23 protein-coding genes are annotated in these 26,224 nt (G+C 54.7%); 10 read left to right on the top strand and 13 right to left on the bottom strand.

What is annotated here, in order from left to right; translation table 11 throughout:
* Positions 1–4 precede the first annotated feature (4 nt).
* Positions 5–874: a polyamine aminopropyltransferase gene (gene speE, locus ACXKZG_RS18480; protein WP_488875249.1), complete on the bottom strand. Its 870-nt coding sequence runs from the start codon at positions 872–874 to the stop codon at positions 5–7.
* Between the two features lie 109 nt (positions 875–983).
* Positions 984–1,331, bottom strand: a complete 348-nt coding sequence (locus ACXKZG_RS18475) for a YacC family pilotin-like protein (protein WP_013200808.1) — start codon at positions 1,329–1,331, stop codon at positions 984–986.
* A 186-nt stretch (positions 1,332–1,517) separates the two neighbouring features.
* On the opposite strand from ACXKZG_RS18475, the gene cueO reads away from it, so the two are divergent.
* Positions 1,518–3,185, top strand: a complete 1,668-nt coding sequence (gene cueO, locus ACXKZG_RS18470) for a multicopper oxidase CueO (protein ID WP_488875248.1) — start codon at positions 1,518–1,520, stop codon at positions 3,183–3,185.
* A 404-nt stretch (positions 3,186–3,589) separates the two neighbouring features.
* Positions 3,590–4,558, top strand: a complete 969-nt coding sequence (locus ACXKZG_RS18465; RefSeq protein WP_488875247.1) for a glycosyltransferase family 8 protein — start codon at positions 3,590–3,592, stop codon at positions 4,556–4,558.
* On the opposite strand, the gene ACXKZG_RS18460 is transcribed toward ACXKZG_RS18465, so the two are convergent.
* On the bottom strand, positions 4,555–5,838 hold the full coding sequence (locus ACXKZG_RS18460) for a cystathionine gamma-synthase family protein (RefSeq protein ID WP_013200811.1): 1,284 nt from the start codon (positions 5,836–5,838) through the stop codon (positions 4,555–4,557). The genes ACXKZG_RS18465 and ACXKZG_RS18460 overlap by 4 nt on opposite strands.
* A 255-nt stretch (positions 5,839–6,093) precedes the next feature.
* On the opposite strand from ACXKZG_RS18460, the gene hpt reads away from it, so the two are divergent.
* On the top strand, positions 6,094–6,630 hold the full coding sequence (gene hpt / locus ACXKZG_RS18455) for a hypoxanthine phosphoribosyltransferase (RefSeq protein WP_013200812.1): 537 nt from the start codon (positions 6,094–6,096) through the stop codon (positions 6,628–6,630).
* A 70-nt stretch (positions 6,631–6,700) separates the two neighbouring features.
* Here the strand turns inward: hpt and can are convergent, their stop codons facing one another.
* Complete coding sequence (can, locus tag ACXKZG_RS18450) at positions 6,701–7,363, bottom strand: carbonate dehydratase (RefSeq protein WP_013200813.1); 663 nt, start codon at positions 7,361–7,363, stop codon at positions 6,701–6,703.
* 107 nt (positions 7,364–7,470) lie between these two features.
* Between can and ACXKZG_RS18445 the strand changes: the two genes are divergently transcribed.
* The 3 genes from ACXKZG_RS18445 to ACXKZG_RS18435 all read left to right on the top strand — a co-directional run bounded on the left by ACXKZG_RS18445 (position 7,471) and on the right by ACXKZG_RS18435 (position 10,621).
* Positions 7,471–8,397: an ABC transporter ATP-binding protein gene (locus tag ACXKZG_RS18445; protein ID WP_013200814.1), complete on the top strand. Its 927-nt coding sequence runs from the start codon at positions 7,471–7,473 to the stop codon at positions 8,395–8,397.
* Positions 8,394–9,164: an ABC transporter permease gene (locus tag ACXKZG_RS18440; RefSeq protein WP_053140176.1), complete on the top strand. Its 771-nt coding sequence runs from the start codon at positions 8,394–8,396 to the stop codon at positions 9,162–9,164. Before ACXKZG_RS18445 ends, ACXKZG_RS18440 begins: the two co-directional genes overlap by 4 nt.
* Before the next feature lie 443 nt (positions 9,165–9,607).
* Entirely contained in the window at positions 9,608–10,621 is a 1,014-nt protein-coding gene (locus tag ACXKZG_RS18435) for an acyltransferase family protein (RefSeq protein WP_013200816.1), read from the top strand.
* Between the two features lie 80 nt (positions 10,622–10,701).
* Here the strand turns inward: ACXKZG_RS18435 and panD are convergent, their stop codons facing one another.
* From panD to thpR, 9 genes are all read right to left on the bottom strand, one after another.
* Entirely contained in the window at positions 10,702–11,082 is a 381-nt protein-coding gene (gene panD / locus ACXKZG_RS18430; RefSeq protein WP_013200817.1) for an aspartate 1-decarboxylase, read from the bottom strand.
* 65 nt (positions 11,083–11,147) lie between these two features.
* Positions 11,148–12,002, bottom strand: a complete 855-nt coding sequence (panC, locus tag ACXKZG_RS18425; RefSeq protein ID WP_013200818.1) for a pantoate--beta-alanine ligase — start codon at positions 12,000–12,002, stop codon at positions 11,148–11,150.
* Positions 12,003–12,017: 15 nt separating this feature from the next.
* Complete coding sequence (gene panB / locus ACXKZG_RS18420) at positions 12,018–12,812, bottom strand: 3-methyl-2-oxobutanoate hydroxymethyltransferase (protein WP_105760816.1); 795 nt, start codon at positions 12,810–12,812, stop codon at positions 12,018–12,020.
* Between the two features lie 60 nt (positions 12,813–12,872).
* Positions 12,873–13,352 (bottom strand): 2-amino-4-hydroxy-6-hydroxymethyldihydropteridine diphosphokinase, encoded by a 480-nt coding sequence (folK, locus tag ACXKZG_RS18415; RefSeq protein ID WP_041691910.1) that lies wholly within the window; start codon positions 13,350–13,352, stop codon positions 12,873–12,875.
* Entirely contained in the window at positions 13,349–14,770 is a 1,422-nt protein-coding gene (gene pcnB, locus ACXKZG_RS18410) for a polynucleotide adenylyltransferase PcnB (protein WP_206404491.1), read from the bottom strand. The genes folK and pcnB overlap by 4 nt, the downstream gene beginning before the upstream one ends.
* Positions 14,771–14,898: 128 nt before the next feature.
* Entirely contained in the window at positions 14,899–15,783 is an 885-nt protein-coding gene (gene gluQRS, locus ACXKZG_RS18405; protein WP_488876285.1) for a tRNA glutamyl-Q(34) synthetase GluQRS, read from the bottom strand.
* A 62-nt stretch (positions 15,784–15,845) separates the two neighbouring features.
* Positions 15,846–16,301, bottom strand: a complete 456-nt coding sequence (gene dksA / locus ACXKZG_RS18400; RefSeq protein ID WP_013200823.1) for an RNA polymerase-binding protein DksA — start codon at positions 16,299–16,301, stop codon at positions 15,846–15,848.
* 181 nt (positions 16,302–16,482) lie between these two features.
* Entirely contained in the window at positions 16,483–17,187 is a 705-nt protein-coding gene (sfsA, locus tag ACXKZG_RS18395; RefSeq protein WP_013200824.1) for a DNA/RNA nuclease SfsA, read from the bottom strand.
* On the bottom strand, positions 17,184–17,723 hold the full coding sequence (gene thpR, locus ACXKZG_RS18390; protein ID WP_151038221.1) for an RNA 2',3'-cyclic phosphodiesterase: 540 nt from the start codon (positions 17,721–17,723) through the stop codon (positions 17,184–17,186). Before thpR ends, sfsA begins: the two co-directional genes overlap by 4 nt.
* A 56-nt stretch (positions 17,724–17,779) precedes the next feature.
* Between thpR and hrpB the strand changes: the two genes are divergently transcribed.
* The 4 genes from hrpB to fhuC all read left to right on the top strand — a co-directional run bounded on the left by hrpB (position 17,780) and on the right by fhuC (position 26,216).
* The gene (hrpB, locus tag ACXKZG_RS18385) at positions 17,780–20,242 is read left to right on the top strand and encodes an ATP-dependent helicase HrpB (RefSeq protein ID WP_488876284.1); all 2,463 of its coding nucleotides are present in this window, start codon (positions 17,780–17,782) and stop codon (positions 20,240–20,242) included.
* A 107-nt stretch (positions 20,243–20,349) separates the two neighbouring features.
* The gene (mrcB, locus tag ACXKZG_RS18380; RefSeq protein ID WP_488875246.1) at positions 20,350–22,851 is read left to right on the top strand and encodes a bifunctional glycosyl transferase/transpeptidase; all 2,502 of its coding nucleotides are present in this window, start codon (positions 20,350–20,352) and stop codon (positions 22,849–22,851) included.
* Between the two features lie 293 nt (positions 22,852–23,144).
* Positions 23,145–25,373, top strand: a complete 2,229-nt coding sequence (gene fhuA, locus ACXKZG_RS18375; protein WP_488875245.1) for a ferrichrome porin FhuA — start codon at positions 23,145–23,147, stop codon at positions 25,371–25,373.
* Positions 25,374–25,421: 48 nt separating this feature from the next.
* Complete coding sequence (gene fhuC / locus ACXKZG_RS18370) at positions 25,422–26,216, top strand: Fe3+-hydroxamate ABC transporter ATP-binding protein FhuC (protein ID WP_053140150.1); 795 nt, start codon at positions 25,422–25,424, stop codon at positions 26,214–26,216.
* Positions 26,217–26,224 lie beyond the last annotated feature (8 nt).

Below are 26,224 nucleotides of genomic sequence, written 5' to 3'. Positions count from 1 at the left end.
CCCCTTAAACGCCCGGCTGGTCGGCCAGCGCATTCAACAAATATTGTGGCAGGGCAAAGCTGCCCGTGTGGATCGCCGGATTATAGTAGCGACAGGTCAGGTTTGCCGCGGTAAAACGGGCCTGAAGCGTGGCGCTGTCAAGCTGGCGCAGCGCGGGATTGTTGCTGGCCCAGGCGAACGTCATAATGCCACCGTAATAGGTTGGGATCGCCGCCTGATAGAAGCTGACGTCGCTAAAGTAGTGGCTCAGTTTGCGGTGACTGTTAACCGCTTCCTCCTGCTGCAGGAAGCAAACGCCATTCTGCGCCACGAAGATGCCATTTTCATTAAGGCAACGCTGGCAACCTTCGTAAAATTCTGAGGTGAACAGGCTTTCTCCCGGACCGATCGGGTCGGTACAGTCAGAAATGATCACATCAAACTTTTCGCTGCACTGAGCGACAAAGTTCACGCCATCGTCAATCACCAGCGTAAAACGCGGATCGTCGTACGCACCGGCGCTGTGATTTGGCAGATACTGCTGGCAGAACGTCACCACGCCCGCATCGATCTCCACCATGGTGATCTGTTCGATATTTTTATGACGGCTGACTTCACGCAGCATGGCGCCATCGCCACCGCCAATAATCAATACGCGTTTTGCTGCGCCATGCGCGAGAAGGGGAACGTGGGTCATCATCTCGTGATAAATGAACTCATCGCGCTCGGTCGTTTGTACCACACCGTCCAGCGCCATAACGCGACCTAACGCGGCATTCTCAAAGATGACTAAATCCTGATGACCGGTCTGTTCACGGTACAGGATCTTATCGACAGAAAAGTACTGTCCAAACCCGGTATGAAGCGTTTCATACCACATTTCTTTTTCGGCCATGCTGGGATTCTCCTCATAACAGCCACGAAAAATGGGCGCGACATAATAGCTAACTCTGACCGTGGTTGCACGGTCAAATTATCAGCAAGAATTGGAAAAAGGGAGGGGATTATTTCACGTACGCGAGCAGGCTCAGGGAGTCACGTGCCAGGGATTTGCACTTCATGTCGTTCGGAACGGCGATACCGCTCAAATCACGATAACTGTCTTCGCCCAGCGCTTTCATATTAAAGCTGCTGTAATTGGCTAAATCCCAGCGGTTCTGCTGGGCAAAGAACACCAGCGCCCGTCGAATTTGCCCGTCCGGCAGATCCTGATATCCGCAGTCATTTTTCAAATAGACAAACACAGCCGTTAAATCGGCTAAATCTTCCGCTTCAGATTCGCTCAGTGCGAAACTGGTCGACGAGAAGCCAAAGAGACTCAGTAACAACAGAGCCTTGATGCTTTTCTTCATAATTGATCTCAATCGATTGCAATAGTCTGACGTTAGCACAGTTATTCGCAGGCTTCAGACAATTTTGCGGCAGAAAACTCCGGATCCGGCTATTTTACTGGCCCTTGGGTGGCAAAGCTTGACCTTCCCGGTAGGGAAGGGTTTATGCTTCCCAACAAGAATTTTCTGCCAGGGCGAACTGAATCAATGCAACGTCGTGATTTTATTAAGCTAACCGCGGCAATGGGCGCGGCCAGTGCCTTGCCATTATGGAGCCGCAGCGCCATGGCGGCTGAACGCCGTCCTGAATTGCCGATCCCGGCGCTGTTAACGCCCGATCCGCGCGGCGTGATGAATATTACGGCGAAGACCGGTTCTAAGGTCTGGCAGGGTAAAACCGTGCCAACCTGGGGTTATAACGGCGATCTGCTCGGTCCGGCGATCCAGCTGGAACGCGGCAAGCCGGTGACCATCAACGTGCGAAACCAGTTGCCCGAAGCGACCACCGTTCACTGGCACGGTCTGGACATCCCCGGTTCCGTGGATGGCGGCCCGCAGGCGCAGATCGCACCGGGACAGACCCGCACCGTCAGCTTCACGCCTGACCAGCGCTCTGCCACCTGCTGGTTCCACCCTCATCTGCATGGCAGAACCGGTTATCAGGTCGCTCAGGGTCTGGCTGGGCTGGTGATTGTGAAAGACATCGCCGGCGAGAAGCTGCTGCTGCCAAAAATCTGGGGCGTGGATGATATTCCGCTGATCCTGCAAGACAAACGATTAAGCAGCGACGGCAGTAAAATCGATTATCAGCTGGATATCATGAGCGCGGCGGTGGGCTGGTTTGGCGATACTATGCTGACCAATGGCGCCATTTACCCTCAGCACGCCGTGCCGCGCGGCTGGTTACGTCTGCGCGTGCTGAACGGCTGTAATGCGCGCACGCTGAACCTGACCGCCTGCGATCGTCGTTCGTTGTACGTTATCGCCAGCGATGGCGGATTGCTGGCCGAGCCGGTTGAGCTGACAGAGCTGCCGATGATGCCGGGTGAACGCTTTGAAATCATGGTCGATACCCGCGATGGCAAAGAGTTCGATCTGCAAACGCTTCCCGTGCGTCAGATGGGCATGTCGCTGGCACCGTTTAACCAGCCGTTGCCGATACTGCACATCGTGCCGCTGCAAATTATGGCCAGCGGTACGCTGCCGGACAGTCTGGTCGAGATGCCGGCTTTACCTTCCATTGAAGGGATTGCTGAACGACAGCTTAAACTGACCATGGATCCGGAGCTCGATCGCCGTGGCATGCTCGCCCTGATGGAGAAATACGGCCACGCGGCCATGGCCGGCATGAGCGGCGATGCGCATGATAACGACAGGGATGATGCGGGCATGGCCGGCATGGATCACAGCAAAATGGCCGGGATGGAACAGGCGCCTGTGGCCGGCACGGACCACAGCAAGATGGCGGGCATGGATGATGGCGCGATGTCCGGTATGGATCACGGCGGCGATAAGACGGCCCGGGATTTCCATAGCGGCAACCGTATCAATGGCAAAGCCTTTGATATGAATACGCCGTCCTTTGACGTCAAGCGTGGGGTTGTTGAGAAGTGGACGATTTCGGGTGAAGGCGACGAGATGCTGCACCCGTTCCATATTCATGGCACCCAGTTCCGTATCCTGTCAGAAAATGGCAAGCCTCCGGCAGCGCATCGCAGCGGCTGGAAGGATATTGTCAGGGTTGAGGGCTGGCGCAGCGAAGTGCTGGTGCGTTTTGACAACCTGGCGGCGAAAGATCAGGCCTATATGGCGCACTGTCATCTGCTGGAACATGAAGATACCGGCATGATGCTCGGCTTTACGGTGAGCGAGTAACGTCCGTAAAATCCCTCACCCGTGGAACAGTGACGCCTTCCACGGGTGAATTTCCTGCCTGACTTGCCCGCACGCCTTCTGTGAATAATCTGAATTTGGCTTAAGTTATTTGCGATTGAAAAATAAGACCAGCATTTATTTAATGAGATTTAACCGAGTCGACCTGAATATTACATGGTATTAGTTCTTATTTTAACCTGCTGTAAGATCTGTTTTTTCCTGCCTTAGCTGTTTTCTGAAATTAAAATCCCAGCCCGGATGAACTCTGTTATTGGCTGGTCTTGGTGATATTAAGCGAAAATATGCCTGCCCGTAGCAGTGTTGGAACGTTAATGCTTTCTTGACTGATATTCATTGCGGCAATAAGTTGAAATAACTTCCCCTTACACAAAGCTGACACTCTGATGAATGCGCATGAGCTGGTGAAAGAAAAAGTAACTTATACCGCAGATGGCAATCTTAATGCCGATATTCATATTCTGTTTACCACGGATAAACGCTATCTGACGTATTGTGGCGTCTGTATTTTTTCAATCATTGATAAAAATCCGGCACTGAATATTACCTTCCACCTGTTTACCGATGAGTATAACGACCTTTTCCCGGCGTCGTTCTTTACCCGTTATCCCAATGTCAGCGTGGTGGTGTATCTGTTGAATAATGCGGTATTCGATGGACTGCAGGTGTATGATTTCTATCCCAGATCAATCTACTACCGCATTGTGGCCTCCAACATCCTGCATGAGCAGGTGAGCCAACTGCTGTACCTCGACTGCGATATCGTCTGTGATGGCAACATTGCTCCGCTATTAGCCATCGACATGGCGGACTACACCATCGCTGCCGTGCAGGATAAGGGAATGAACAGCGACTATCTGACCTATCTGGGGTTAAGCAAAGAGAAAAAATACTTCAATTCTGGCGTGATGTTAATTAACACTCAGGCCTGGGTTGATCATGATGTGACGGCGGAATTCTTCGTTAAAATCAAAGATAAAAAATACACTTTCCCGGATCAGGATTGCCTGAATATTATCCTGGATAATGAAGTGTGTTTTATAGAACCAGAATTTAACTTTATTCCTAAAAATAAAAGCACCAATAAAGCGCCGGTGTTTATTCATTACGCCGGGCAGACTAAACCCTGGAGCGTTTCCATCGATGAGTCGGGTTATAACAAAAAATACATTGATATGTATAACCGCTCACCGTGGAAAGACGTCCCGCTGGAGTTGCCGAAAAAAGCCTTTGAATCCTATCACTACGCGAAAAAGCTGCTGATGAAGAAACGTCTGATTCAGGCAGCGTATTGGCTGACCGTCTCGACGTTTCAATTCACCGCCAAAAAATTGCGCAGCAAGGCCGCCGGTTAAAGGGCTGACAGCGCGATCTTGAGATCCTCAATCAGGTCATCTTTGTTTTCGATGCCGATTGAGACCCGCACGGTTGCCTCGCTGATGCCAATTCTTGCCCGGACATCAGCAGGGACGCCGGAGTGGGTGGTGCTGGCCGGATGGCTGGCCAGTGATTCTGTACCGCCCAGGCTAACCGCCAGTTTAAACAGTTGCAGGGTGTTCAGCAGCTTGAACGCGGCGGGCTGACCGCCAACCACATCGAAGGAGAAGGTCGAGCCTGCGCCGCTGCATTGCTTACTGAACGTCTTGCCCGCCGGTGAATCCGGCTCAAGGAACGACAGTGAATGCAGCTTGGCGATCTTCTCGTGCCCGCGCAGGAAGCCCGCAACGGCGACGGCATTGTCATTGGCCCGCTCCATTCTTAACGCCAGCGTTTCCAGCGAACGGCCAATCATCCAGCTGGAATGCGGATCAAGCTGGGTGCCAATCGCGCTGCGTAGTGCTTTAATCTGCCTGACCAGTGCTTTGCTGCCCATCACCGCTCCGGCAATCAAATCTGAATGGCCGCCAACATACTTAGTCAGCGAATAGAGCGACAGATCCGCGCCGTGCTCGATAGGGCGCTGGAAAACCGGGCCGAGCAGGGTGTTATCGCAGGCAATGATCGGGCGATGCTGCTGCTGCTGTTCAATGGCGTCGGCCACCCGTTTAATCAGGGCGATATCCACCAGACTGTTGGTCGGGTTGGCCGGTGATTCAATCAGGATCACCGACACGCGGCCCAGCTTCATCGCGTCTTCAGCGGCGGCCTGCACGATCGCCTCATCTAACCCATCAGAAAACCCTACCGCCGCCACTTTCAGCTTGCTGAAGGTCTTGCTTAACAGCGTCTCGGTGCCGCCATACAGCGGCTGAGAATGGAGGATCGCATCGCCAGGTTCGACCAATGCCAACAGCGTGGTGGAAATGGCGGACATGCCGGAGGAAAAGAGTGCGGCGCTCTCGGTGCGTTCATATATTGCCAGCCGGTCTTCAACAATCTCACTGTTAGGGTGATTAAAACGTGAATAGACCAGACCATTGGCGCCGCCCGCCGGTGGCTCTTTGCGTCCTGAGACGTAATCAAAGAAATCCCGGCCTTCTTCTGCGGTATTAAAGACGAAGGTTGAGGTAAGAAACACCGGCGGTTTGACCGCGCCTTCAGACAGCGCCGGATCGTAGCCATAATTAAGCATTTGGGTTTCGGGCTGAAGCTCACGACTGCCAATATGGGTCTTCTTAGAATGGGGAGAGGCCATGCAAACTCCTGCCGCTGAGGCATGCTGAGGGGGTTAAAGTGAGCATACGTTATCATGGGCCCAATCGCGCTGATAAATGAATTATCGTTCTATGGTTAAAACCTTTTGCATGATTAAATATGGCTTTCCCGACAGATAGAAGTCTATACGTCTGCTGAGAATTCCGCTGCGCGGTTTGCGCAACAACGGGAAAACGACGGCGGATCTGTGATAGACTTCGCTGCTTCCCTTAAGCCATCAAGAACGACAAAAGTTATGAAACATACCGTAGAAGTGATGATCCCCGAAGACGAGATCGCGAAACGCATTGCCGAGCTCGGCCAGCAGATTACCGAGCAGTATAAAGACAGTGGCAGCGACATGGTGCTGGTGGGCCTGTTGCGCGGCTCCTTTATGTTTATGGCCGATCTGTGCCGTAAAATTGAGGTGTCCCATGAAGTCGATTTTATGACGGCATCCAGCTACGGCAGCGGCATGTCCAGCACCCGCGATGTGCGCATCCTGAAAGATCTGGATGAAGATATTCGTGGCAAGGACGTGCTGATCGTTGAAGACATCATCGATTCCGGCAATACGCTGAGCAAAGTGCGTGAGATCCTCAGCCTGCGTCAGCCAAAATCTCTGGCCATTTGTACGCTGCTGGATAAGCCCGATCGCCGTGAAGTGGAGGTGCCGGTTGAATACGTCGGCTTCACCATTCCTGACGAGTTCGTGGTGGGATACGGCATTGATTATGCCCAGCGTTATCGTCATCTGCCGTACGTCGGCAAAGTGGTGATGCTGGAAGAGTAATTACGCAGGCAGGGTTACAGCACAAACGACTAAGGCCGGTTTTTCCGGCCTGATATAAGATGCGAACCCGTTAATCCGGGCTTTGTACGTCGTTCAGCAAGTTGGCGATACCATGGCGGTAACGTTGCTCAAGGATTTCACGGTTTGTGGCAGCCACTTCCAGATCGCGCAGATAGCCGTCCTGAATACCGTAAACCCAACCGTGGATAGTCACATTCTGACCGCGTTTCCACGCAGACTGCATCACGGTGGAATGACCCAGGTTATACACCTGCTCAATCACGTTGATTTCACACAGTTTGTCAAAGCGTTTTTCCGGCGGCAGTTCACCCAGTATCGCGCTATGCTTGTACCACAAATCACGGATATGCAGCAGCCAGTTGTTGATCAGACCCAGTTCTGGATTCTCAACCGCCGCCTGGACACCGCCGCAGCCATAGTGACCGCAGATGATGATGTGTTCCACTTCTAACACTTCAACGGCGTACTGCACCACGGACAGACAGTTCAGGTCCGTGTGAATGACCAGGTTGGCCACGTTGCGGTGAACAAACAGTTCGCCCGGCTCCAGGCCGGTCAGGCGCTCGGCGGGAACGCGGCTGTCAGAGCAGCCAATCCACAGAAAACGCGGCTTCTGCGCCAGTGAGAGACGCTCGAAGAAGCCTGGGTCCTCCTCTTTGAGCAGCTTGGACCACTCGCGGTTGTTGCTGATAAGGGTATCAATATCTTTCATGTTAGTGTCGACCAATACTCGAAATGCGTTGCAATAATATAGGCCAACGCGGCGTGATTTAAAACGGCAAACAAGAAAACCACACAAAACAGGGCACTCTTTTACCTATGACTTATGCACTGGAACTTGAAAAACTGACCAAAACCTATGCAGGCGGCGTTCAGGCCCTCAAGGGAATTGATCTCAATGTAGAAGCCGGTGACTTCTATGCGCTGCTGGGTCCGAACGGAGCCGGCAAGTCCACCACGATTGGCATTATCAGCTCGCTGGTTAACAAAACGGCCGGTAAGGTGCGCGTCTTTGGTTATGACCTGCAGCAGGATGTGGTCAATGCCAAACGCCAGCTGGGCCTGGTGCCACAGGAGTTCAACTTCAACCAGTTTGAGACCGTGATGCAAATCGTGGTCAGCCAGGCTGGTCTGTACGGCGTGGAAAAGCCGGAGGCGCTGAAGCGTGCTGAAAAATACCTGAAGCAGCTCGATCTGTGGGAGAAGCGCAACGAACGTGCGCGCATGCTCTCCGGCGGCATGAAGCGTCGTCTGATGATTGCCCGTGCCCTGATGCACGAGCCAAAACTGCTGATCCTTGATGAACCGACCGCCGGTGTCGACATTGAGCTGCGTCGTTCGATGTGGACCTTCCTGCAGGATTTGAATGCCAAAGGCACCACCATCATCCTCACCACCCACTATCTGGAAGAAGCTGAAATGCTGTGCCGCAATATCGGCATCATTCAGCGCGGTGAGCTGGTGGAAAACACCTCGATGAAAGGGCTGTTGTCGAAGCTGAAATCCGAAACCTTCATCCTCGATTTGGCCGCGAAAAGTCCGTTGCCACAACTGGAAGGTTTCCAGTATCGCCTGACGGACACCTCGACGCTGGAAGTGGAAGTGCTTCGCGAGCAGGGCTTGAACAGCGTGTTCAGCCAGCTCAGCCATCAGGGCGTGCAGGTATTAAGTATGCGCAACAAGGCTAACCGTCTTGAGGAGCTGTTTGTCGACCTGGTCAACGGTCGCAAAGGAGAGAAATCATGACACACCTTTATTGGGTCGCTCTGAAGAGCATCTGGGGCAAAGAAGTTAACCGTTTTGCCCGTATCTGGATCCAGACGCTGGTGCCGCCAGTGATCACCATGACGCTGTATTTCATCATCTTCGGTAACTTAATCGGTTCCCGTATCGGTGAGATGCACGGCTTCAGTTATATGCAGTTTATTGTGCCGGGCCTGATCATGATGGCGGTAATCACCAACGCCTATGCCAACGTGGCGTCGTCGTTCTTTAGTGCCAAATTCCAGCGCAATATTGAAGAGCTGCTGGTGGCACCGGTGCCGACTCACGTCATCATCGCCGGCTATGTTGGCGGCGGCGTTGCACGCGGTATCTGCGTGGGCGTGCTGGTCACGGCTATTTCGCTGTTCTTCGTGCCGTTCCAGGTTCACTCGTGGCTGATGGTGGCGGTGACGCTGCTGCTGACCGCGATCCTGTTCTCGCTGGCAGGTCTGCTGAATGCGGTGTTTGCCCGGACGTTTGACGATATCAGCCTGATCCCTACCTTCGTGCTGACCCCGCTGACCTACCTGGGCGGCGTGTTTTATTCGCTAACTTTACTACCACCGGTTTGGCAGATGATTTCCAAATTGAACCCGATTGTTTACATGATCAGCGGCTTCCGTTTTGGTTTCCTGGGCATTTCTGACGTGCCGGTGGTGTTCACTTTAGCGGTGCTGCTTGCCTTTATTGCGGTGTTCTATTTGCTGGTTTGGGTACTGATCCAACGTGGCAGAGGCCTGCGCACCTGATGTATTTCAGGATCTCTTCCCGTCGGGGAGAGATCCTGAATTCTTCCCCCTTGTGACTACCCATTGTCTTTATTGATAATCTTCTCTTTCTCCCGCTGCCTGTCGATCGGATTCACCTCCGCGTTATCACATAATTTTAATTAATCTAAGTCCATTATTTATTCAAGTCATTATGAAGAACCATTAATGATTATTGCGGTAATAAAGCAACCTCCTTCCTCCAGTAATAAATACAGGCAATAACTTTATAAATACCGTTGCAGTGCTTTAAGCATATTCTCATTTTACCCTTAGATCTGTTTCAGGCTGTTTTCTCAAATGTCAGTTTATGTATACTAGCGTTTCACAATCAATGCCTGACGTTTCTTATGGCCAAAATATGATTCGCCATCAGGCAGGCTTGTTATTGCTATTACAATAATAACTATTGGCACGGGATAAATATGAACAGACTAACATGGGTTGATAACCTGCGTGGGATGAGTGTGCTTGCCGTTATTTTTCTACATAGCACTATCGCCGTAAATGGCGATGCCGGGCACCTTACCATCGTAACGAACACCGTTAACCATCTGCTGGAGCCCGTCAGACTGGGCCTGATGTTTTTTGTCTCAGGGCTGTTTGTGGACAGTGGATTGAAGAAAGGCTTTGATAGCTTTGCGAAAAATAAGGTCAAAAGCATTCTTTACCCGTTTATCGTCTGGGTGGCGATTTATGGCGGGCTGAAACTCCTGTTTAACTCGGTCTCCAATAAACCACAGTCGCCCATGAATATCCTGCTTTCGCATTTGACCGGCGGCGGCGATATTACCTGGTTTCTGCATTCGTTATTCATTTTCTTCATGATCATTCCCTTAGTGCGGCGCGTTCCATTTTATATTGTCATTCCGCTGTCGCTGTTTATCAGTTATATCCTGCCAGAAATTCCCGCAGACAGCGTATTTGCTGGCTTTGATAACAGCCACGTTAACCGAATGTTTTACCTGTTCCCATTCTTTTTCCTCGGGGATATGCTGGTACGAAAGCAGGTCGATATTCCCGCCGTCATCAGCAAAAAATCCATTTTATTACCTTCACTGTTATGTTTTATCGCGCTCTCTTCGATGAATCTGTTGATTGAGGAAGGCATTTCCTGGCAGCTGCTGGCGCCACTGGCCCTGTGCTCGATCCCGATCTTTATCTTCCTGGCGCTGCACACCAACGTGAAGCTGGTGCATTTTGTTGGCGTTAACTCGATTGTCTTTTACCTGTCGCACTATCTGGCCGTGCAGGTGTTTGCCAAAGCGGTGAAAATCAACAGCAGCAATATCCTGATCAGCGATCTGAAATTTATCGCGGCTTTCCTCTCCGCACTGCTGCTGCCGCTGGCTATCTGCTGGATACGCAAGCACGGGATGCTGAACTTCTTGTTCACCCTGAAGAAAAAGCCCAAGGTCACCGCCACGCTGGTGCATTAAGACCAAGCTATTCAGATTAGCAGGCAATAAAAAAGGGCCGACAGCGGTCGGCCCTTTGCACGTTTGGACGGGGTAGGGGATCAGGCAACCTGAACCGGAACCGCTTTCGCCAGACGCTTCATGACGTTTGCGCCTTCAAAATAGGCCACTTTCGGCTGCCATTCGCGTGCCTCTGCATCCGGCATATCCACATAAGAGCAGATAATCAAAATATCCCCTTCACAGGCACAACGCGCTGCGGCACCGTTAACAGAGATAATCTTTGAGCCGCGCTCAGCCGCAATGGCATAGGTCGAGAAACGCTGGCCGTTAGTCACGTTGTAAATGTCGATCGCTTCGTATTGCAGAATGCCGGAAGCGTCGAGGAAATCCTGATCGATGGCACAGGAGCCTTCATAATTCAGATCCGCCTGAGTGACGGTCACCCGGTGAAGCTTGCCCTGCAGCATAGTACGGTTCATAACCTTGTTACCTTTCTCGGAAATCACAAAAACGAACGCCAGGAACCCCTGAGCGCCAGTGACTGTTACTGCGTCAGATCGACCTGTTGGTTGTCAATCAGACGCGCTTTACCTAACCAGGCGGCCATCAGGATCACCGCGCGCTGGCTGTCGACATTCAGCGGCAGCAGCGTGTCGGCATCGCAAATCGCCAGTCCATCAGCCCGTAAGCCTTTTTCTGCCAGCGCCTCTTCCGCGGCGGCAATGATCTCTTCGATATGCCGTTCACCGTTGGACAGCCGCTCGGCCATGCTGTTCATCACTTTGCTGACCACCGGGGCGATTTTACGCTCATCCGCGGTCAGATAGCCGTTACGCGAACTGAGTGCCAGACCATCTTTGGCTCTGACCGTCGGCACACCGATGATATCGATGTCGTAGCCCATATCCGCCACCATCTTGCGGATTAACGCCAGCTGCTGGTAATCCTTCTCGCCGAACAGCGCCATATCGGGCTGCACCAGGTTGAAAAGCTTACTGACAATGGTCGACACGCCACGGAAATGGCCGGGACGGCTGGCGCCTTCCAGCAGCGTTGAAAGGCCTGGTACATCGACAAAGGTCTGATCGCTCAGTCCCTTTGGATAGACTTCGCCCGGTGCCGGGGAGAAGACCAAATCGACTTTGCGGCGGTTCAGCTTCTCGCAGTCTTCCTGCAAGGTGCGCGGATAGCGGGCCAAATCGTCCGGACGTTCAAACTGCATCGGGTTAACAAAGATCGAGACAACCACAATGTCTGCCTGCTCGCGCGCTTCATCGACCAGTGTCATATGACCGTCATGCAGGTTGCCCATGGTCGGCACCAGCGCGATGCGCTTACCGTCCTGCCGCCAGCGCCGGATTTCACGGCGCAGCATCGGCAAGGTTTCAATAATCAGCACAGATCGTCTCCTGTGTTAGTGAAAACTGTGTTCTTCGGCAGGGTAAGTCCCCGTTTCGACGTCCGCAACATACTGCCTGATGGCGGCGCGGATATCGCCGGTTTCCGCGAGGAAGTTTTTAGCAAACTTGGGAATGTGGCCGCCGGTAATGCCAAAGGCGTCATGCATCACCAGAATTTGACCATCGGTGACGTTGCCGGCACCAATGCCGATCACCGGAATGCTCAGCGCGTCGGTGATGCGCTGAGCCAGCGCCACCGGCACACACTCCAGCACCAGCAGCTGCGCACCGGCCGCTTCCAGCGCCAGCGCATCGGCCAGCAGTGCATCGGCCGCCTCGCTTTCGCGACCCTGAACCTTATAGCCACCAAAGATATTCACTGACTGTGGCGTAAGGCCGAGATGTCCGCAAACCGGCACGGCACGTTCGGTTAACTGCCTGACCGTCTCTGCCAGCCATTTTCCGCCTTCCAGCTTGACCATGTTGGCCCCGGCGCGCATCAGCTGCGCGGCGCTGTCAAAGGTTTGCTCAGGCGTGGCATAGGTCATAAACGGCAGGTCGGAGAGCAGCAATGCAGCAGGCGCACCGCGGCGCACGGCCTGAGTGTGGTAAACGATGTCGGCAAGGGTCACCGGCAGCGTGGAATCATGTCCCTGAACCACCATGCCCAGCGAATCGCCCACCAACATGACCTGCAGGCCTTCATCGGCGAACAGTCGGGCAAAGCTGAAATCATAGGCAGTAATGGAGGCAAACTTGCGTCCGCTCTTTTTCCACTGGCGAAGGGTAGAGACCGTGGTCGGTTTCATCGCAACCTCTGTAAGCGTGTTCTGGTGGGCGTATCTTAATGGAAGGGAAGGGGGTTTGCACTACCAGCGCTGAATGGCGCTCGCATCCAGTTTAGCCAGCATGCGTTCGGCGGCGGTTCCATCCGGGAAGGTCAGATTGGGGGCGATCTCAAGCAGGGGAACCAGCATAAAGGCGCGATTGGCAATATCGTAATGCGGCACGGTCAGACGGGGGGTATTCAGCGTCAGGTCGCCAAACAGCATGATGTCCAGGTCCAGCGTACGCGGTCCCCAGCGTTCATCTTTGCGCACGCGTCCCTGTTCCAGCTCAATACGCTGGGTGTGATCGAGCAAGGCTTCCGGCGACAGTGAAGTGTTCAGCAAAACGGCGGCATTAAGGTAGTCAGGCTGGTCGGGTGGACCATAAGGTGGCGTGCGGTAGAAAGCGGAGGTGGCAACCAGCGTGGTGTGGGGGATAGCAGCCAATGCATCAAGTGCAGCCTGCACCTGATGCATTGGATCGGCAAGATTACTGCCCAGCGCTAAGTAGACGCGCATCATGCGTTGCTGTTGTTACCGTCACGACGCGGGCCAGGCACGCGCTTGCGCGGACGACGGGTGCGGCGACGTGGCACCGGATCGTCACCCAGGGTATTCAGCATGGTTTTTTGCTGCGGCGGCGCGGAAACCTGGAAATCGTTCCACCAGGCGGTCAGCTTCAGCAGTTCCTGATTGTTTTCCACTTCAGCACGCAGCGCCAGCAGGTCATAGGCGGCACGGAACTTAGGATGCTCCATCAGCTTCCAGGCGCGTTTGCCGTGACGACGGGACAGACGCAGCTGCAGCTGCCAGATATCACGAACCAGCGTGGTGATGCGCTTTGGAATTGCCAGCGAACGGCAGGCTTCATCCAGCACGTCATTCATCGCCAGCGCGAAGGCATCGTAGTAGGCCAGGCCGCTTTCCTGAGCAATCTTCTGAGCCGCTTCTAATTGCGGATACCAGAACATGGCGGAGAACAGGAATGCCGGGTTAACGCGCATCTGATTGTGAATACGGTGATCGGTGTTTTTCAGCACCTGCACAATCATCCGCTCCATATTGCTGTCGCCCTTTTCCGTAAAGTAACGGGTAATGGTCGGGAACAGTGGCTGGAACAGCTGGTATTCACGCAGTTGCAGATAGGTGCTGTAGCCGTATCCCGCCTGCAGCAGCTTGAGGGTTTCTTCAAACAGACGGGCCGGCGGAATGTCATGCAGCAGCGTCGCCAGACGGGGGATCGGCTCGGCGGTTTCAGCGGCAACCGACATATCCAGCTTGGCGGCGAAACGCACCACGCGCAGCATCCGCACCGGATCTTCACGGTAGCGGGTTTCAGGATCGCCAATCAGACGGACAATGCCCTGCTGCAGGTCGTTCAGGCCACCAACATAGTCACGGACTGAGAAGTCCGAGACGCTGTAATAAAGGCTGTTGATGGTTAAGTCACGGCGCTGAGCATCGTCTTCGATGGTGCCGAAAATGTTGTCGCGCAGCAGCATGCCGTTCTGGCCGCGCTGAGAGGTGTTGCGATCTTCAGCGACCTGCTCGGCTTCGTGATGACCACGGAAGGTCGCCACTTCGATAATTTCCGGGCCAAACATCACGTGGGCCAGGCGGAAACGACGGCCAACCAGACGGCAGTTGCGGAACAGTTTACGCATCTGATCCGGCGTGGCGTTGGTGGTGACATCGAAATCTTTCGGTTTTTTACCCAGCAATAAGTCGCGGACGCCGCCACCGACCAGATAGGCTTCGTACCCTGCTTTATTCAGGCGATACAAGACCTTGAGGGCATTTTCACTGATGTCTTTGCGCGAAATAGTATGACGATCGCGAGGGATCACGGTCATCTGATGCACTACACCGACCTCAGCAGCTGGCGCTTCGTCTTCGCGACTCAAAACTTTTCGGCAAAAATTAGCAACTCGGGTAAAAATGGGACACCTCGATAGTGACATTAAAATCTGGGCGATAAAAAACAGCGGCTAATCATAGCTCAGAGAAGCGCATTTGAGAATGCTCATCTGACATCCCGGACATCTTCCCGATAGTAACCGGGTTTTTGTCAGGTCTGCGCACGATTATAAACAGCGTTTTCTGAGGGGATCTTAGCCACATTCCAGTGAACAATTGCCTGCTGCAACGTCGCTGACAGCGGCAGATCCTGCCAGCCTTCACTGACCGACTGGCCCAGAAAACGTAATGCCTGGACCACCGCCGGGCGCGCATCACCCGTGGGCAGCGGCGTGGCGTAATTCTGTTTCGACAACTTATTGCCATCCGCACCGATGGCCAGCGGCAGGTGCAGATAGTCAGGCACCTGCCAGCCAAACTGCTGATACAGGGCAATCTGTCTGACCGTCGGGTCAATCAAATCGGCTCCGCGGACCACGTCGGTAATGCCCTGGAAATGATCGTCGACCACCACCGCCAGGTTATATGCAAACAGGCCGTCACGGCGATGAATAATAAAATCCTCGCCTGCCATGCCGGCATTCGCCACTATTTCACCGCGCAGCGCATCCTGAAACTGACTAACAGGATGGTCTACTCGCAAACGGATCGCGGCGTTTTCCGCACCCAGATGCAAATCGCGGCAGTGCCGATCGTACAGGCCGCCAAGTTGTTGAATGCGGCTTCGCGTACAGGTGCAGTAGTAACTGCGCTGATGTTCTTCCAGCCAGGCCAGCGCGTCGCGGTAGGCCTGATGACGCGCTGACTGCCAGAGCACGTCGCCATCCCACTCAAGACCGTGCTGTTCCAGCTGTTGCAGGATCCTGTTTGCCGCGCCGGGGACTTCACGGGGCGGATCGATATCTTCAATGCGCACCCGCCACTGGCCATGCTGAGCGCGGGCCTGCAGGTAGCTGCCAACCGCAGCAATCAGGGAGCCAAAATGCAATTCACCAGAGGGAGAGGGGGCAAAACGCCCGATGCAGGAAGTGAGCATGGTAGTAGAGACAGGCAGTGAAGCGGGTAACGTACCAGCCTCACTGCACAATCCATTAGCCATTAACCGGCCATTTGTTTTTCGCGGATTTCCGCCAGCGTTTTACAGTCGATGCAAAGATCGGCAGTAGGACGTGCTTCAAGGCGACGGATACCGATTTCAACGCCACAGGAATCGCAGTAGCCAAAATCGTCGTCTTCGACTTTCTTCAACGTCTTCTCAATCTTCTTGATCAGCTTGCGCTCACGGTCGCGGTTACGCAGTTCAAGGCTAAATTCCTCTTCCTGTGCAGCGCGGTCAACCGGATCGGGGAAGTTGGCGGCTTCATCTTGCATATGAGTTACCGTGCGATCAACTTCATCCCGGAGCTGGTTGCGCCAGGCTTCAAGGATCTTCTTGAAATGCACCAGCTGGGCTTTGTTCATGTACTCTTCGCCCGGCTTCTCTTGGTATGGCTCCACCCCAGCGATGGCGAGAATACTCAGGGACGAGGTTTTACGGGTTTGCCCTTCTTGCATGTTGTTTCTCCTGGATAACACGCACTATCGATCCCCAATGGGGATAAAAACAGGTCGCTATAAATAGCAGAAGCGATCAAGGTTGGCAATTATTCCTCAACATGCCTTGACAAGCCTGTGAGGAAAAGCGTATTTGGGCGCCAGCTAAGAGCTTTCCTATAACAGCAAATTGCGCCTTACTTTACAACTCCACAGCCAGTGGCTTTTTCAATGACATGCCATCGGATGATAACTGCGCTTTATAACAAAGCACTTCAACCCCGCTCTGCTGAGCCTGTGCCAGTAGTTCTGCGTAGCGCGCATCAATATGACGCGCCGGGGAAACGTCCTCAATCCCCGAGTGCAAAACGGCAAAAAACAGAACCGCACGCTGACCATTTTCAGAAATCTTCGCCAGTTCGCGAAGGTGCTTTTGGCCGCGTTCGGTAACCGCATCCGGAAAATACCCTTTACCTTGCTGGAGTAGCGTCACGGATTTGACTTCAATATAGCAGTTTACCCGATCCTCCGCCTGTAACAGAAAGTCGATGCGGCTCTTTTCTGCGCCGTATTTCACCTCAGCGCGGATGTCGGTGTAACTGGAAAATTCTGGAATCGCGCCGAGCGCGAACGCTTCTTTTACTAAGCTGTTGGCTCTCAGCGTGTTCACACATATCCAGTCGCCTTGCTGTGTCTCGGTCAGTTCCCAGCTGTGCGGGTATTTCCGCGTCAAACTGTCGGACGTGGAGTACCACACGGTGTCGCCTGGTGTGGCGCAACCGGTCATCGCACCGGTGTTGGCACAGTGTATTGTCAGCGTTTCGCCGTCGGGTGTGACAACATCGGCCAGAAAACGTTTGTAACGCTTTATCAGCGTTGCCGACTGTAGCGCAGGGCTAAATCTCATATCACTTCCTGTGTTAATGCCCATTCTGCGAGCTGCTGATAGCGGGTTCGGCCACCGGCGTAAACGGACTGAAACAGCGCGAAGCGCTCGACGCGAAACGGCCAGCTAAAATTGCGTGGCGGCAACGAGACGGGCTGCGTAGCGTTGCGCAGTAATGTGACATGCGGATGAAAGGGCATCGGGCTTTGATAACAGCCACTTCTGGCTGCCTGCGATCGCAACAGTTCCGCCAGTTGCAGCAGTCCACGCGGCGACTGTTTTGGCCCCAGCCAGACCACGCCGGAGCGCGGCCAGTGCCCGGCATCATCCAGCGTCAGCGTAAACGGACGCTGTTGGATGCGGCCCGCCAGCTGCGCTAACGCGCCGGCCTTTTCGTCACTGATTTCACCGAGGAACGCCAGCGTCAGATGTAAATTCGCCGCGGCGACCGGACGACCGGCCTCGGCGGGGAAGGTGTCAGCACGCCATTGAATGACGCTCTGACTGATTTCATCCGGCAATGCGATGCCGAAAAACAGCCTTTTTTGCTCACTCATGGGGCTCTCCGGTATTCCAGAAACAGGGATGCTACAATGCCCGGCTATTTATGACCATGACGTTCTGGAGCAAAAACGTGAGTTCATTACCGGTGAGTGCCGTATTACCCGAACTGCTTTCGGCGCTGCGGACCTCTTCGCAAGTGCTGCTGGCGGCACCTACCGGCGCAGGCAAATCCACCTGGCTGCCGCTGCAAATCCTGCAGCAGGCGGATTTTAGCGGACGTATTTTGCTGCTGGAACCCCGTCGGCTGGCGGCGCGGAATGTTGCACAACGACTGGCCGAATTGCTCGGGCAGCAGCCCGGCGACACCGTTGGCTACCGCATGCGTTCTGAAAGCCGTGTCGGGCCCACTACGCGGATAGAAGTGGTGACCGAAGGGATCCTCACGCGCATGTTGCAGCAGGACCCGATGCTGGACGGCGTTTCGCTGGTGATCCTCGATGAATTCCATGAGCGCAGTCTGCAGGCAGATCTTGCGCTGGCGCTGCTGCTGGACGTGCAGCAAGGCCTGCGTGATGACCTCAAAATCCTGCTGATGTCCGCCACGCTGGATAATCAGCGGCTGCAGCAGTTGCTGCCTGACGCGCCGATGATCGCCTCTGAAGGCCGTTCTTTTCCCGTCGACCGGCGCTATACCTCGCTGGCCACCCACCTGCGTTTTGATGACGCGGTGGCAAAGCAGGTCAGCCAACTGCTGCGGGAAGAGTCCGGATCGCTGTTACTTTTCCTGCCGGGCGTTGGCGAGATCCAGCGCATCCAGACCCAGCTTGCCTCACTGATCGGCAATGATGTCGATCTCTGTCCCTTATATGGCGCGCTGCCGCTGAGCGAGCAGCAAAAAGCCATCCTGCCGGCGCCAGCAGGGCGGCGCAAAGTGGTGCTGGCCACCAATATTGCCGAGACCAGCCTGACCATTGAAGGCATCCGCCTGGTGGTGGACAGTGCGTTAGAACGCACCGGCCAGTTTGATCCTCGCAGCGGATTAACGCGTTTGCAGACGCAACGCGTCAGCCAGGCGTCGATGACCCAGCGTGCCGGACGCGCCGGACGACTGGAGCCCGGAATTTGCCTGCATCTGACGGCGAAAGAGCAGGCCGAGCGGGCAGCGACGCATGCCGAAGCGGAGATCCTGCACAGCGATCTGGCCTCGCTGTGGCTGGACCTGCTGCAGTGGGGTTGTCATGACGTCAGCCAGTTGCAGTGGCTGGATACCCCGCCGGAGAATAATCTGATTCAGGCCCGAAAATTATTACAGCAGTTAGGCGCGACGGATAAAACGGGTATGCTGACCGCGAAAGGCAGAAGCATGGCCAATCTGGGCAGCGATCCCCGTAATTCTGCGCTGTTAGTGGATGCCGGCCGCGATGCGGACCGAGTCGCCACCGCGGCCCTGCTGGTGGCTATTCTGGAAGAGCCTGCGCGGGGAAGCGCCGACCTTCGCGACAGTTTTCACCGCCGACAGCCCAACTGGCTGAAGCGCGCCACCCAGTTGCAGCAGCGGTTGCAGGTGACCGGCGGCACTGCGGACAGCGACCTTATCGTGCCACTGCTTGCCGGTGCGTTTCCCGACCGCATTGCCCGTCGGCGCGGTTCAGAAGGACGCTATCAGCTGGCGAACGGGATGGGCGCCATGCTGGATAATGACGCGGCGCTGACCCGCTACGAATGGCTGATTGCACCGGCACTTTTACAAGGCAGCTCACAACCTGACGCGAGAATGCTTCAGGCCACGCCGTTCGACATTGACAGCCTGACCAGCGAATGCCCACAGTTGCTGGATCGCCGCACGGAAGTGGAATGGGATGAAGAGCGCGGTACGCTGCGGGCCTGGCAACGGCAGCAGATCGGCGAGCTGGTCATTAGCTCGCAACCGCTGGCTAAACCCGACGAGGCCGAACTGCATCTGGCGATGCTGCGCTGGATCCGCAGCAAAGGGTTATCGGTACTGAACTGGACCCCGCAGGCGGAACAGCTGCGGATCCGGCTGGTTTGCGCCCGCCAGTGGTTAGCGGAAGAAGCCTGGCCTGCGGCCACAGAGGCGGACCTGCTGGCGTCGCTGGAGCACTGGTTGTTGCCGGCGATGGGTGGCGTGCGTGATGGCCGGGGCTTGAAGCAGCTGGATATTGTCGGGGCTTTATTACAATTGCTCACATGGTCACAGCGTCAGCAACTGGATACTGTCCTGCCAACTCATTACACTGTGCCGACCGGAAGCCGGCTTCCGATCCGATATGATGAAGAGAAGCCCCCGGCGCTGGCCGTTCGCCTGCAGGAAATGTTTGGCGAAGCGCAAAATCCCGTGGTCGCGGGTGGGCGAGTCCCTCTGGTGCTTGAGCTGCTTTCACCGGCTCAGCGCCCGCTGCAAATTACCCGCGATCTCGCCGGGTTCTGGCAGGGTGCGTACCGCGAGGTACAAAAAGAGATGAAAGGACGCTATCCAAAACATGCCTGGCCCGATAACCCGGCAACCGCGCTGCCGACACGGCGCACCAAAAAATTCTCGGCACCTTCCTGAAGGAAGCGGCTGGAGTACGCATTTCGGAAGGTTCCAGTTCCGAAGCTTATTGAGTAAGAACATAGTAGTCGGCTTTGCCGACGGCAGTTCCCGGAGAAGAAAAACGAATGTCTGACGATCGCGAACCGATTGGGCGCAAGGGAAAACAGCCCAAACCCCCGCGCAAGGTGGCGGGCAAAGGTCGCCGCAGGGATGATGAGCACGATGATTATGATGATTTTCAGGATGATGACCATGAAAACGAGGAGGTAGAACCGGTGCCACGTAAAGGAAAAGGGCGTCCACCCGGTAAGAAAAGAGGCTGGCTGAGCTTATTGATTAAGCTACTGCTGGTCTTTATCGTGGTGATGGCCGTGTACGGGGTTTACCTCGATTCACAAATTCGCAGTCGTATTGATGGCAAAGTCTGGCAGCTGCCGGCCACCGTGTATGGCCGTATGGTCAACCTTGAGCCGGGCATGTCCTACAGCAAGAAAGAGATGGTCGCCCTGCTGGAAGGCACACAGTATCGTGAAGTGACGAAGATGACGCGTCCTGGCGAGTTTACCGTGCAGGCCAACAGCATTGAGATGATCCGCCGTCCGTTTGACTTCCCGGACAGCAAAGAAGGGCAGATCCGCGCGCAGTTAAGCTTTAGCGGCGACACCTTAAGCGAGATCAAGAACCTCGACAGCGGCCGTGACTTCGGCTTCTTCCGCCTCGATCCGCGTCTGATCACCATGCTGCAATCGCCAAACGGCGAGCAGCGTCTGTTCGTCCCGCGTGCCGGCTTCCCGGACTTGTTGGTCGACACCCTGGTGGCAACAGAAGACCGTCATTTCTATCAGCATGACGGTATCAGCCTGTACTCGATTGGCCGTGCGTTCCTTGCCAACATCACTGCCGGTAAAGCCGTGCAGGGTGGCAGTACCTTGACGCAGCAACTGGTGAAAAACCTGTTCCTGACCAACGAGCGTTCGCTGTGGCGTAAAGCCAACGAAGCCTATATGGCGCTGATCATGGATGCGCGTTACAGCAAAGACCGCATTCTTGAGCTCTATCTGAATGAGGTGTACCTCGGCCAGGCCGGCAACGATCAGATCCGCGGCTTCCCGCTGGCCAGCCTTTACTACTTCGGCCGTCCGGTTGATGAGCTGAGCCTCGATCAGCAGGCATTGCTGGTTGGCATGGTAAAAGGCGCGTCACTGTATAACCCGTGGCGTAACCCGAAACTGGCCCTCGAGCGCCGCAACCTGGTGCTGCGTCTGTTGCAGCAGCAGAAAGTGATCGACCAGGAGCTGTATGACATGCTCAGCGCCCGTCCGTTAGGCGTGCAGCCTAAAGGCGGCGTGATCACCCCTCAGCCAGCCTTTATGCAGATGGTGCGTAACGAACTGCAGGCCAAGCTGGGCGATAAAGTCAAAGATCTCTCCGGGGTGAAAATCTTCACCACGCTGGATCCGGTCTCACAGGATGCGGCCGAGAAATCGGTGGAAGACGGCATTCCGGCGCTGCGTAAACAGCGTGGGCTGAAGGATCTGGAAACCGCGATGGTGGTGGTTGACCGCTTCAGTGGTGAAGTACGTGCGATGGTTGGCGGTGCCGATCCGCAGTTTGCCGGTTATAACCGTGCGCTGCAGGCGCGCCGTTCTATCGGCTCCCTGGCAAAACCGGCCACCTATCTGACGGCGTTAAGCCAGCCAGATAAGTACCGCCTGAATACCTGGATTGCCGATAACCCGATTGCGCTGAAACAGCCTAATGGCCAGGTGTGGAAACCGGAGAACGATGACCATCGCTTTAGTGGTCAGGTGATGCTGGTGGATGCATTAACCAACTCGATGAACGTTCCGACGGTCAACCTGGGGATGACGCTTGGGCTGCCACAGGTCATTGATACCTGGACCAAACTGGGCGTGAACAAAGATCAGCTGCAGCCGGTGCCTTCAATGCTGCTGGGTGCGTTGAACCTGACGCCAATTGAAGTCGCGCAGGCCTTCCAGACCATCGCCAGCGGCGGTAACCGTGCCTCGCTATCCGCGCTGCGTTCGGTGATCGCTGAAGACGGTACCGTGCTGTATCAGAGCTTCCCGCAGGCTGAACGTGCGGTTCCGGCTCAGGCCGCTTACCTGACGCTGTATGCTATGCAGCAGGTTGCGGATCACGGTACGGCACGTGCGCTGGGTGCCCGTTATCCGAAGGCTCATCTGGCCGGGAAAACCGGGACCACCAATAATCTGGTCGACAGCTGGTTTACCGGTGTCGATGGCAAAGAGGTGACGGTGACCTGGGTTGGGCGTGATAACAACCAGCCGACCAAGCTCTATGGCGCCAGCGGTGCGATGCAGATTTATCGCCGCTATCTGGATAACCAGGCACCGATGCCGCTGACGCCAACGCCGCCGGAAGACATTGCGCCGATGACGGTGGATTCAGCCGGTAACTTTGTCTGTGGCACCGGCAGCAGCACCTGGCGAACGCTGCCAGTCTGGACCATCGATGCCAGTGCGCTGTGTCAGCAGCAACAGCAGCAGGTTCAGCAGCAACAACAGTTGCAGCAACAGCAGCAGAGCGAGCAGAAAGACAGTAACGGTGTGGCGGGTTGGATTAAGGATATGTTCGGCAAGTGATCCTCCTGACCTGAAGAAGCCGGCTCATGATGAGCCGGCTTTTTTTATGCCTGTCAGATCGCGCTGGGCCTGAATGATCACCGGTAAAAGATCATAATTCGCCTCTTAGACGCAACATCGTGTTCAATGCGTCATTTCCCACACTTAACATGCGGTTATTCCTCAGCCAAACGGCCTGTCAACCGGGCATTTCTTCTTGCAGAAACGCCGCCAGTTCGCATATTATCCAATCGTTATAATAATAATTCTCGTTTACGTTTACATTCAATCAATCTCATTCAGAGAAATGCTAAATGGCTACTTTGTCTTTTGATCGTTTATCTTTGCCAGTGAATACCTCAAAACGTCGTCTGGCTCTCCTTGTTGCAATGACGATTTCCTCTTCTGCTTATGCTGCCAATGAACAAACCTTGACGGTTAGCGCCGATGCAAATAGCTCCGCGCCGCAAGAAAGTGCCTGGGGACCCGCCCCAACCATCGCGGCTAAGCACAGTGCCACCGGCACCAAAACCGATACGCCGATCGAAAAGAATCCTCAGTCTGTCTCCGTGGTGACCCGTCAGGAGATGGATACTCATCAACCAATGTCAGTGAAGCAGGCGCTGGGTTACACGCCAGGTGTGACAGTGAGCAGCCGTGGCGCTTCCAATACATATGACTTTGTTATTATTCGCGGATTCTCTTCACGCGGCCTTAACCAGAATAATTATCTGGATGGGCAAAAGTTGCAGGGCGACTTTTATAACGATGCAGTGATCGATCCCTATTTCCTGGAGCGCGTTGAGTTAATGCGCGGCCCAACCTCGGTGCTTTACGGAAAAAGCAGCCCGGGCGGGATCATTTCGATGGTCAGCAAGCGTCCGACGACTGAGCCACTGCGCGAAATCCAGTTCAAAATGGGCACGGATAACCTGATGCAAACTGGTTTCGATTTCAGCGATTCGCTGGACGATGCCGGAGAGTTCTCCTACCGCCTGACCGGTTTGGCTCGCTCTGCCAACGAACAGCAGACCAATGCGGAAACACAGCGTTATGCCATTGCGCCTTCCTTCAGCTGGAAGCCGAATGACAAAACCAACTTCACCTTCCTCTCCTATTTCCAGAATGAACCAGAAACCGGTTACTACGGGTGGTTACCGAAAGAGGGAACGGTTGAGCCATTACCGAATGGCGGCCATCTGCCGACAAACTTTAATGAAGGTGCGAGCAACAACAGTTATTCGCGCAACCAGAAAATGGTCGGCTACGCATTCGAACATGGTTTTAATGACACCTTCACCGTACGTCAGAATCTGCGTTATTCAGAGATGAAAACCTCTCAGCAAAGCGCATATGGCACTGGGCTGTGTAATAACAGCATGAATGGTTTCAACAGTTACTGCCAGGCACTGACTCCAGCCCAGCAGGCTCATTATCTGGGCCGCGGTACTGTTGTGGATCAGGAACGTTTGCAAAACTTCAGCGTGGATACCCAGTTGGAGAGCAAATTCGCTACCGGCGATCTGGGCCACACTCTGTTAACGGGCGTTGACTATTCGCGGATGCGTAACGATATCAGCGCAACCTATGGCAACGCGCCAGCCCTGGATCTGGATAATCTGCCGTCGATGAGTGATGTCGATTTTGACAACGCTGAACCCTACCAGATGAACGAGTCGAAGCAGACTGGCATTTATGTTCAGGATCAGGCTGAGTGGGACAAATGGGTGTTTACGCTCGGTGGACGTTACGATTGGTCTACTCAGGCGACTACCGTGCGTGCTGATAACGGTTATGTTGAGCGCAACGACCGTCAGTTTACCTGGCGTGGTGGTGTGAACTATCTGTTTGATAACGGAGTTTCACCTTACTTCAGTTACAGTCAGTCATTCGAACCTAACGCATTTAGCCTGTTCAGCGATCCACGCGTGGCATATGCGCCATCAAAAGGTGAACAGTACGAAGCCGGCGTGAAGTTTGTGCCAAAAGACCGTCCAATTGTGATGACCGCAGCCGTCTTCCAGTTGACCAAAAGCGATACGCTGACGGCGGATCCAACCAACGCTCTGAACCAGGTTCCATCAGGTGAAATTCGTGCTCGCGGTGTTGAGCTGGAAAGCAAGGCTGCGCTGACACCTAACATCAACATGACCGCGTCATACACTTATACCGAAGCCGAGTTCACTAAAGACACCACCCTGAAAGGCAATACGCCAGAGCAGGTGCCTAAACACATGGCTTCATTGTGGGGTGATTACACCTTCAATAGCGGTGCAATCAGTGGGTTGACTGTCGGTGCTGGCGGACGCTTTATCGGATCAAGCTACGGCGATCCGGCGAACAGCTTCAAAGTAGGCAGCGCTGCAGTGATGGATGCTGTAGTGAAATATGACCTTGGACGTTTCGGCCTGTATGGCTCCAGCCTGGCAATTAACGTGAACAACCTGTTCGATCGTGAATACGTGGCCAGTTGCTTCCAGACTTATGGTTGCTTCTGGGGCGCGGAACGCCAGGTCGTTGGAACAGCGACCTTCCGTTTCTAATCTTTAAATCGGGCGCGGTTCGCCGCGCCCACCAATCAGAAGACCGCTATGTCTCATCCGCACGCTACAGAAACAATCTTCTCGCTTGATCATGCCTCGTTTACCGTCCCGGGCAGAACGCTGTTGCAGCCGCTGTCACTGACCTTTCCTGCCGGAAAAGTCTGTGGCTTGATTGGCCACAACGGCTCCGGGAAATCGACGCTGTTAAAGCTGCTTGGCAGACACCATCCGGCCACAGAAGGCCAGGTTTTGCTGAACGGTAAAACGATTTCAGAGTGGCAAAGTAAAGCGTTCGCCCGTGAGGTGGCCTATTTGCCGCAGCAGCTTCCGCCGGCTGAAGGTATGACGGTGCGCGAGCTGGTGTCGATGGGGCGTTATCCCTGGCACGGCGCGCTGGGCCGGTATGGCGCAGAAGATCGTGAGCGGGTCGAGGAAGCGATTACGCTGGTTGGCCTTAAGCCTTTTGCTCAACGCCTGGTAGACAGCCTCTCCGGCGGGGAGCGTCAACGTGCCTGGATAGCGATGCTGGTGGCACAAAACAGCCGCTGCCTGTTGCTGGATGAGCCGACCTCGGCGCTTGATATCGCCCATCAGATTGAGGTGCTGGCGCTGATCCAACGTCTGAGCCGTGAGCGCGGACTGACGGTGATTGCCGTCCTGCACGATATCAATGTTGCCGCTCGTTACTGCGACCATCTGGTGGCGTTGCACAGTGGTCGGGTGATCGCCCAGGGCGATGCCATTGAGATTATGCAGGCCGATGTGCTGAACAAAATTTATGGTATCCCGATGGGGATCCTGCCTCACCCTAACGGCGGTGCGCCGGTGAGCTTCGTTTACTAAGGGTTTCC

The sequence above is a fragment of the Erwinia sp. 2186 genome (assembly GCF_057812255.1).
The sequence above is the reverse complement of the archived record's forward strand: the minus strand, read 5'-3'. Positions and strand labels throughout refer to the sequence as shown.

Bases quoted from the DNA above. Each gene is read 5' to 3' on its own strand.
- speE (WP_488875249.1), bottom strand. From the start codon at position 874: ATGGCCGAAAAAGAAATGTGGTATGAAACGCTTCATACCGGGTTTGGA.
- ACXKZG_RS18475 (WP_013200808.1), bottom strand. From the start codon at position 1,331: ATGAAGAAAAGCATCAAGGCTCTGTTGTTACTGAGTCTCTTTGGCTTC.
- cueO (WP_488875248.1), top strand. From the start codon at position 1,518: ATGCAACGTCGTGATTTTATTAAGCTAACCGCGGCAATGGGCGCGGCC.
- ACXKZG_RS18465 (WP_488875247.1), top strand. From the start codon at position 3,590: ATGAATGCGCATGAGCTGGTGAAAGAAAAAGTAACTTATACCGCAGAT.
- ACXKZG_RS18460 (WP_013200811.1), bottom strand. From the start codon at position 5,838: ATGGCCTCTCCCCATTCTAAGAAGACCCATATTGGCAGTCGTGAGCTT.
- hpt (WP_013200812.1), top strand. From the start codon at position 6,094: ATGAAACATACCGTAGAAGTGATGATCCCCGAAGACGAGATCGCGAAA.
- can (WP_013200813.1), bottom strand. From the start codon at position 7,363: ATGAAAGATATTGATACCCTTATCAGCAACAACCGCGAGTGGTCCAAG.
- ACXKZG_RS18445 (WP_013200814.1), top strand. From the start codon at position 7,471: ATGACTTATGCACTGGAACTTGAAAAACTGACCAAAACCTATGCAGGC.
- ACXKZG_RS18440 (WP_053140176.1), top strand. From the start codon at position 8,394: ATGACACACCTTTATTGGGTCGCTCTGAAGAGCATCTGGGGCAAAGAA.
- ACXKZG_RS18435 (WP_013200816.1), top strand. From the start codon at position 9,608: ATGAACAGACTAACATGGGTTGATAACCTGCGTGGGATGAGTGTGCTT.
- panD (WP_013200817.1), bottom strand. From the start codon at position 11,082: ATGAACCGTACTATGCTGCAGGGCAAGCTTCACCGGGTGACCGTCACT.
- panB (WP_105760816.1), bottom strand. From the start codon at position 12,812: ATGAAACCGACCACGGTCTCTACCCTTCGCCAGTGGAAAAAGAGCGGA.
- folK (WP_041691910.1), bottom strand. From the start codon at position 13,352: ATGATGCGCGTCTACTTAGCGCTGGGCAGTAATCTTGCCGATCCAATG.
- gluQRS (WP_488876285.1), bottom strand. From the start codon at position 15,783: ATGCTCACTTCCTGCATCGGGCGTTTTGCCCCCTCTCCCTCTGGTGAA.
- dksA (WP_013200823.1), bottom strand. From the start codon at position 16,301: ATGCAAGAAGGGCAAACCCGTAAAACCTCGTCCCTGAGTATTCTCGCC.
- sfsA (WP_013200824.1), bottom strand. From the start codon at position 17,187: ATGAGATTTAGCCCTGCGCTACAGTCGGCAACGCTGATAAAGCGTTAC.
- thpR (WP_151038221.1), bottom strand. From the start codon at position 17,723: ATGAGTGAGCAAAAAAGGCTGTTTTTCGGCATCGCATTGCCGGATGAA.
- hrpB (WP_488876284.1), top strand. From the start codon at position 17,780: ATGACGTTCTGGAGCAAAAACGTGAGTTCATTACCGGTGAGTGCCGTA.
- mrcB (WP_488875246.1), top strand. From the start codon at position 20,350: ATGTCTGACGATCGCGAACCGATTGGGCGCAAGGGAAAACAGCCCAAA.
- fhuA (WP_488875245.1), top strand. From the start codon at position 23,145: ATGGCTACTTTGTCTTTTGATCGTTTATCTTTGCCAGTGAATACCTCA.
- fhuC (WP_053140150.1), top strand. From the start codon at position 25,422: ATGTCTCATCCGCACGCTACAGAAACAATCTTCTCGCTTGATCATGCC.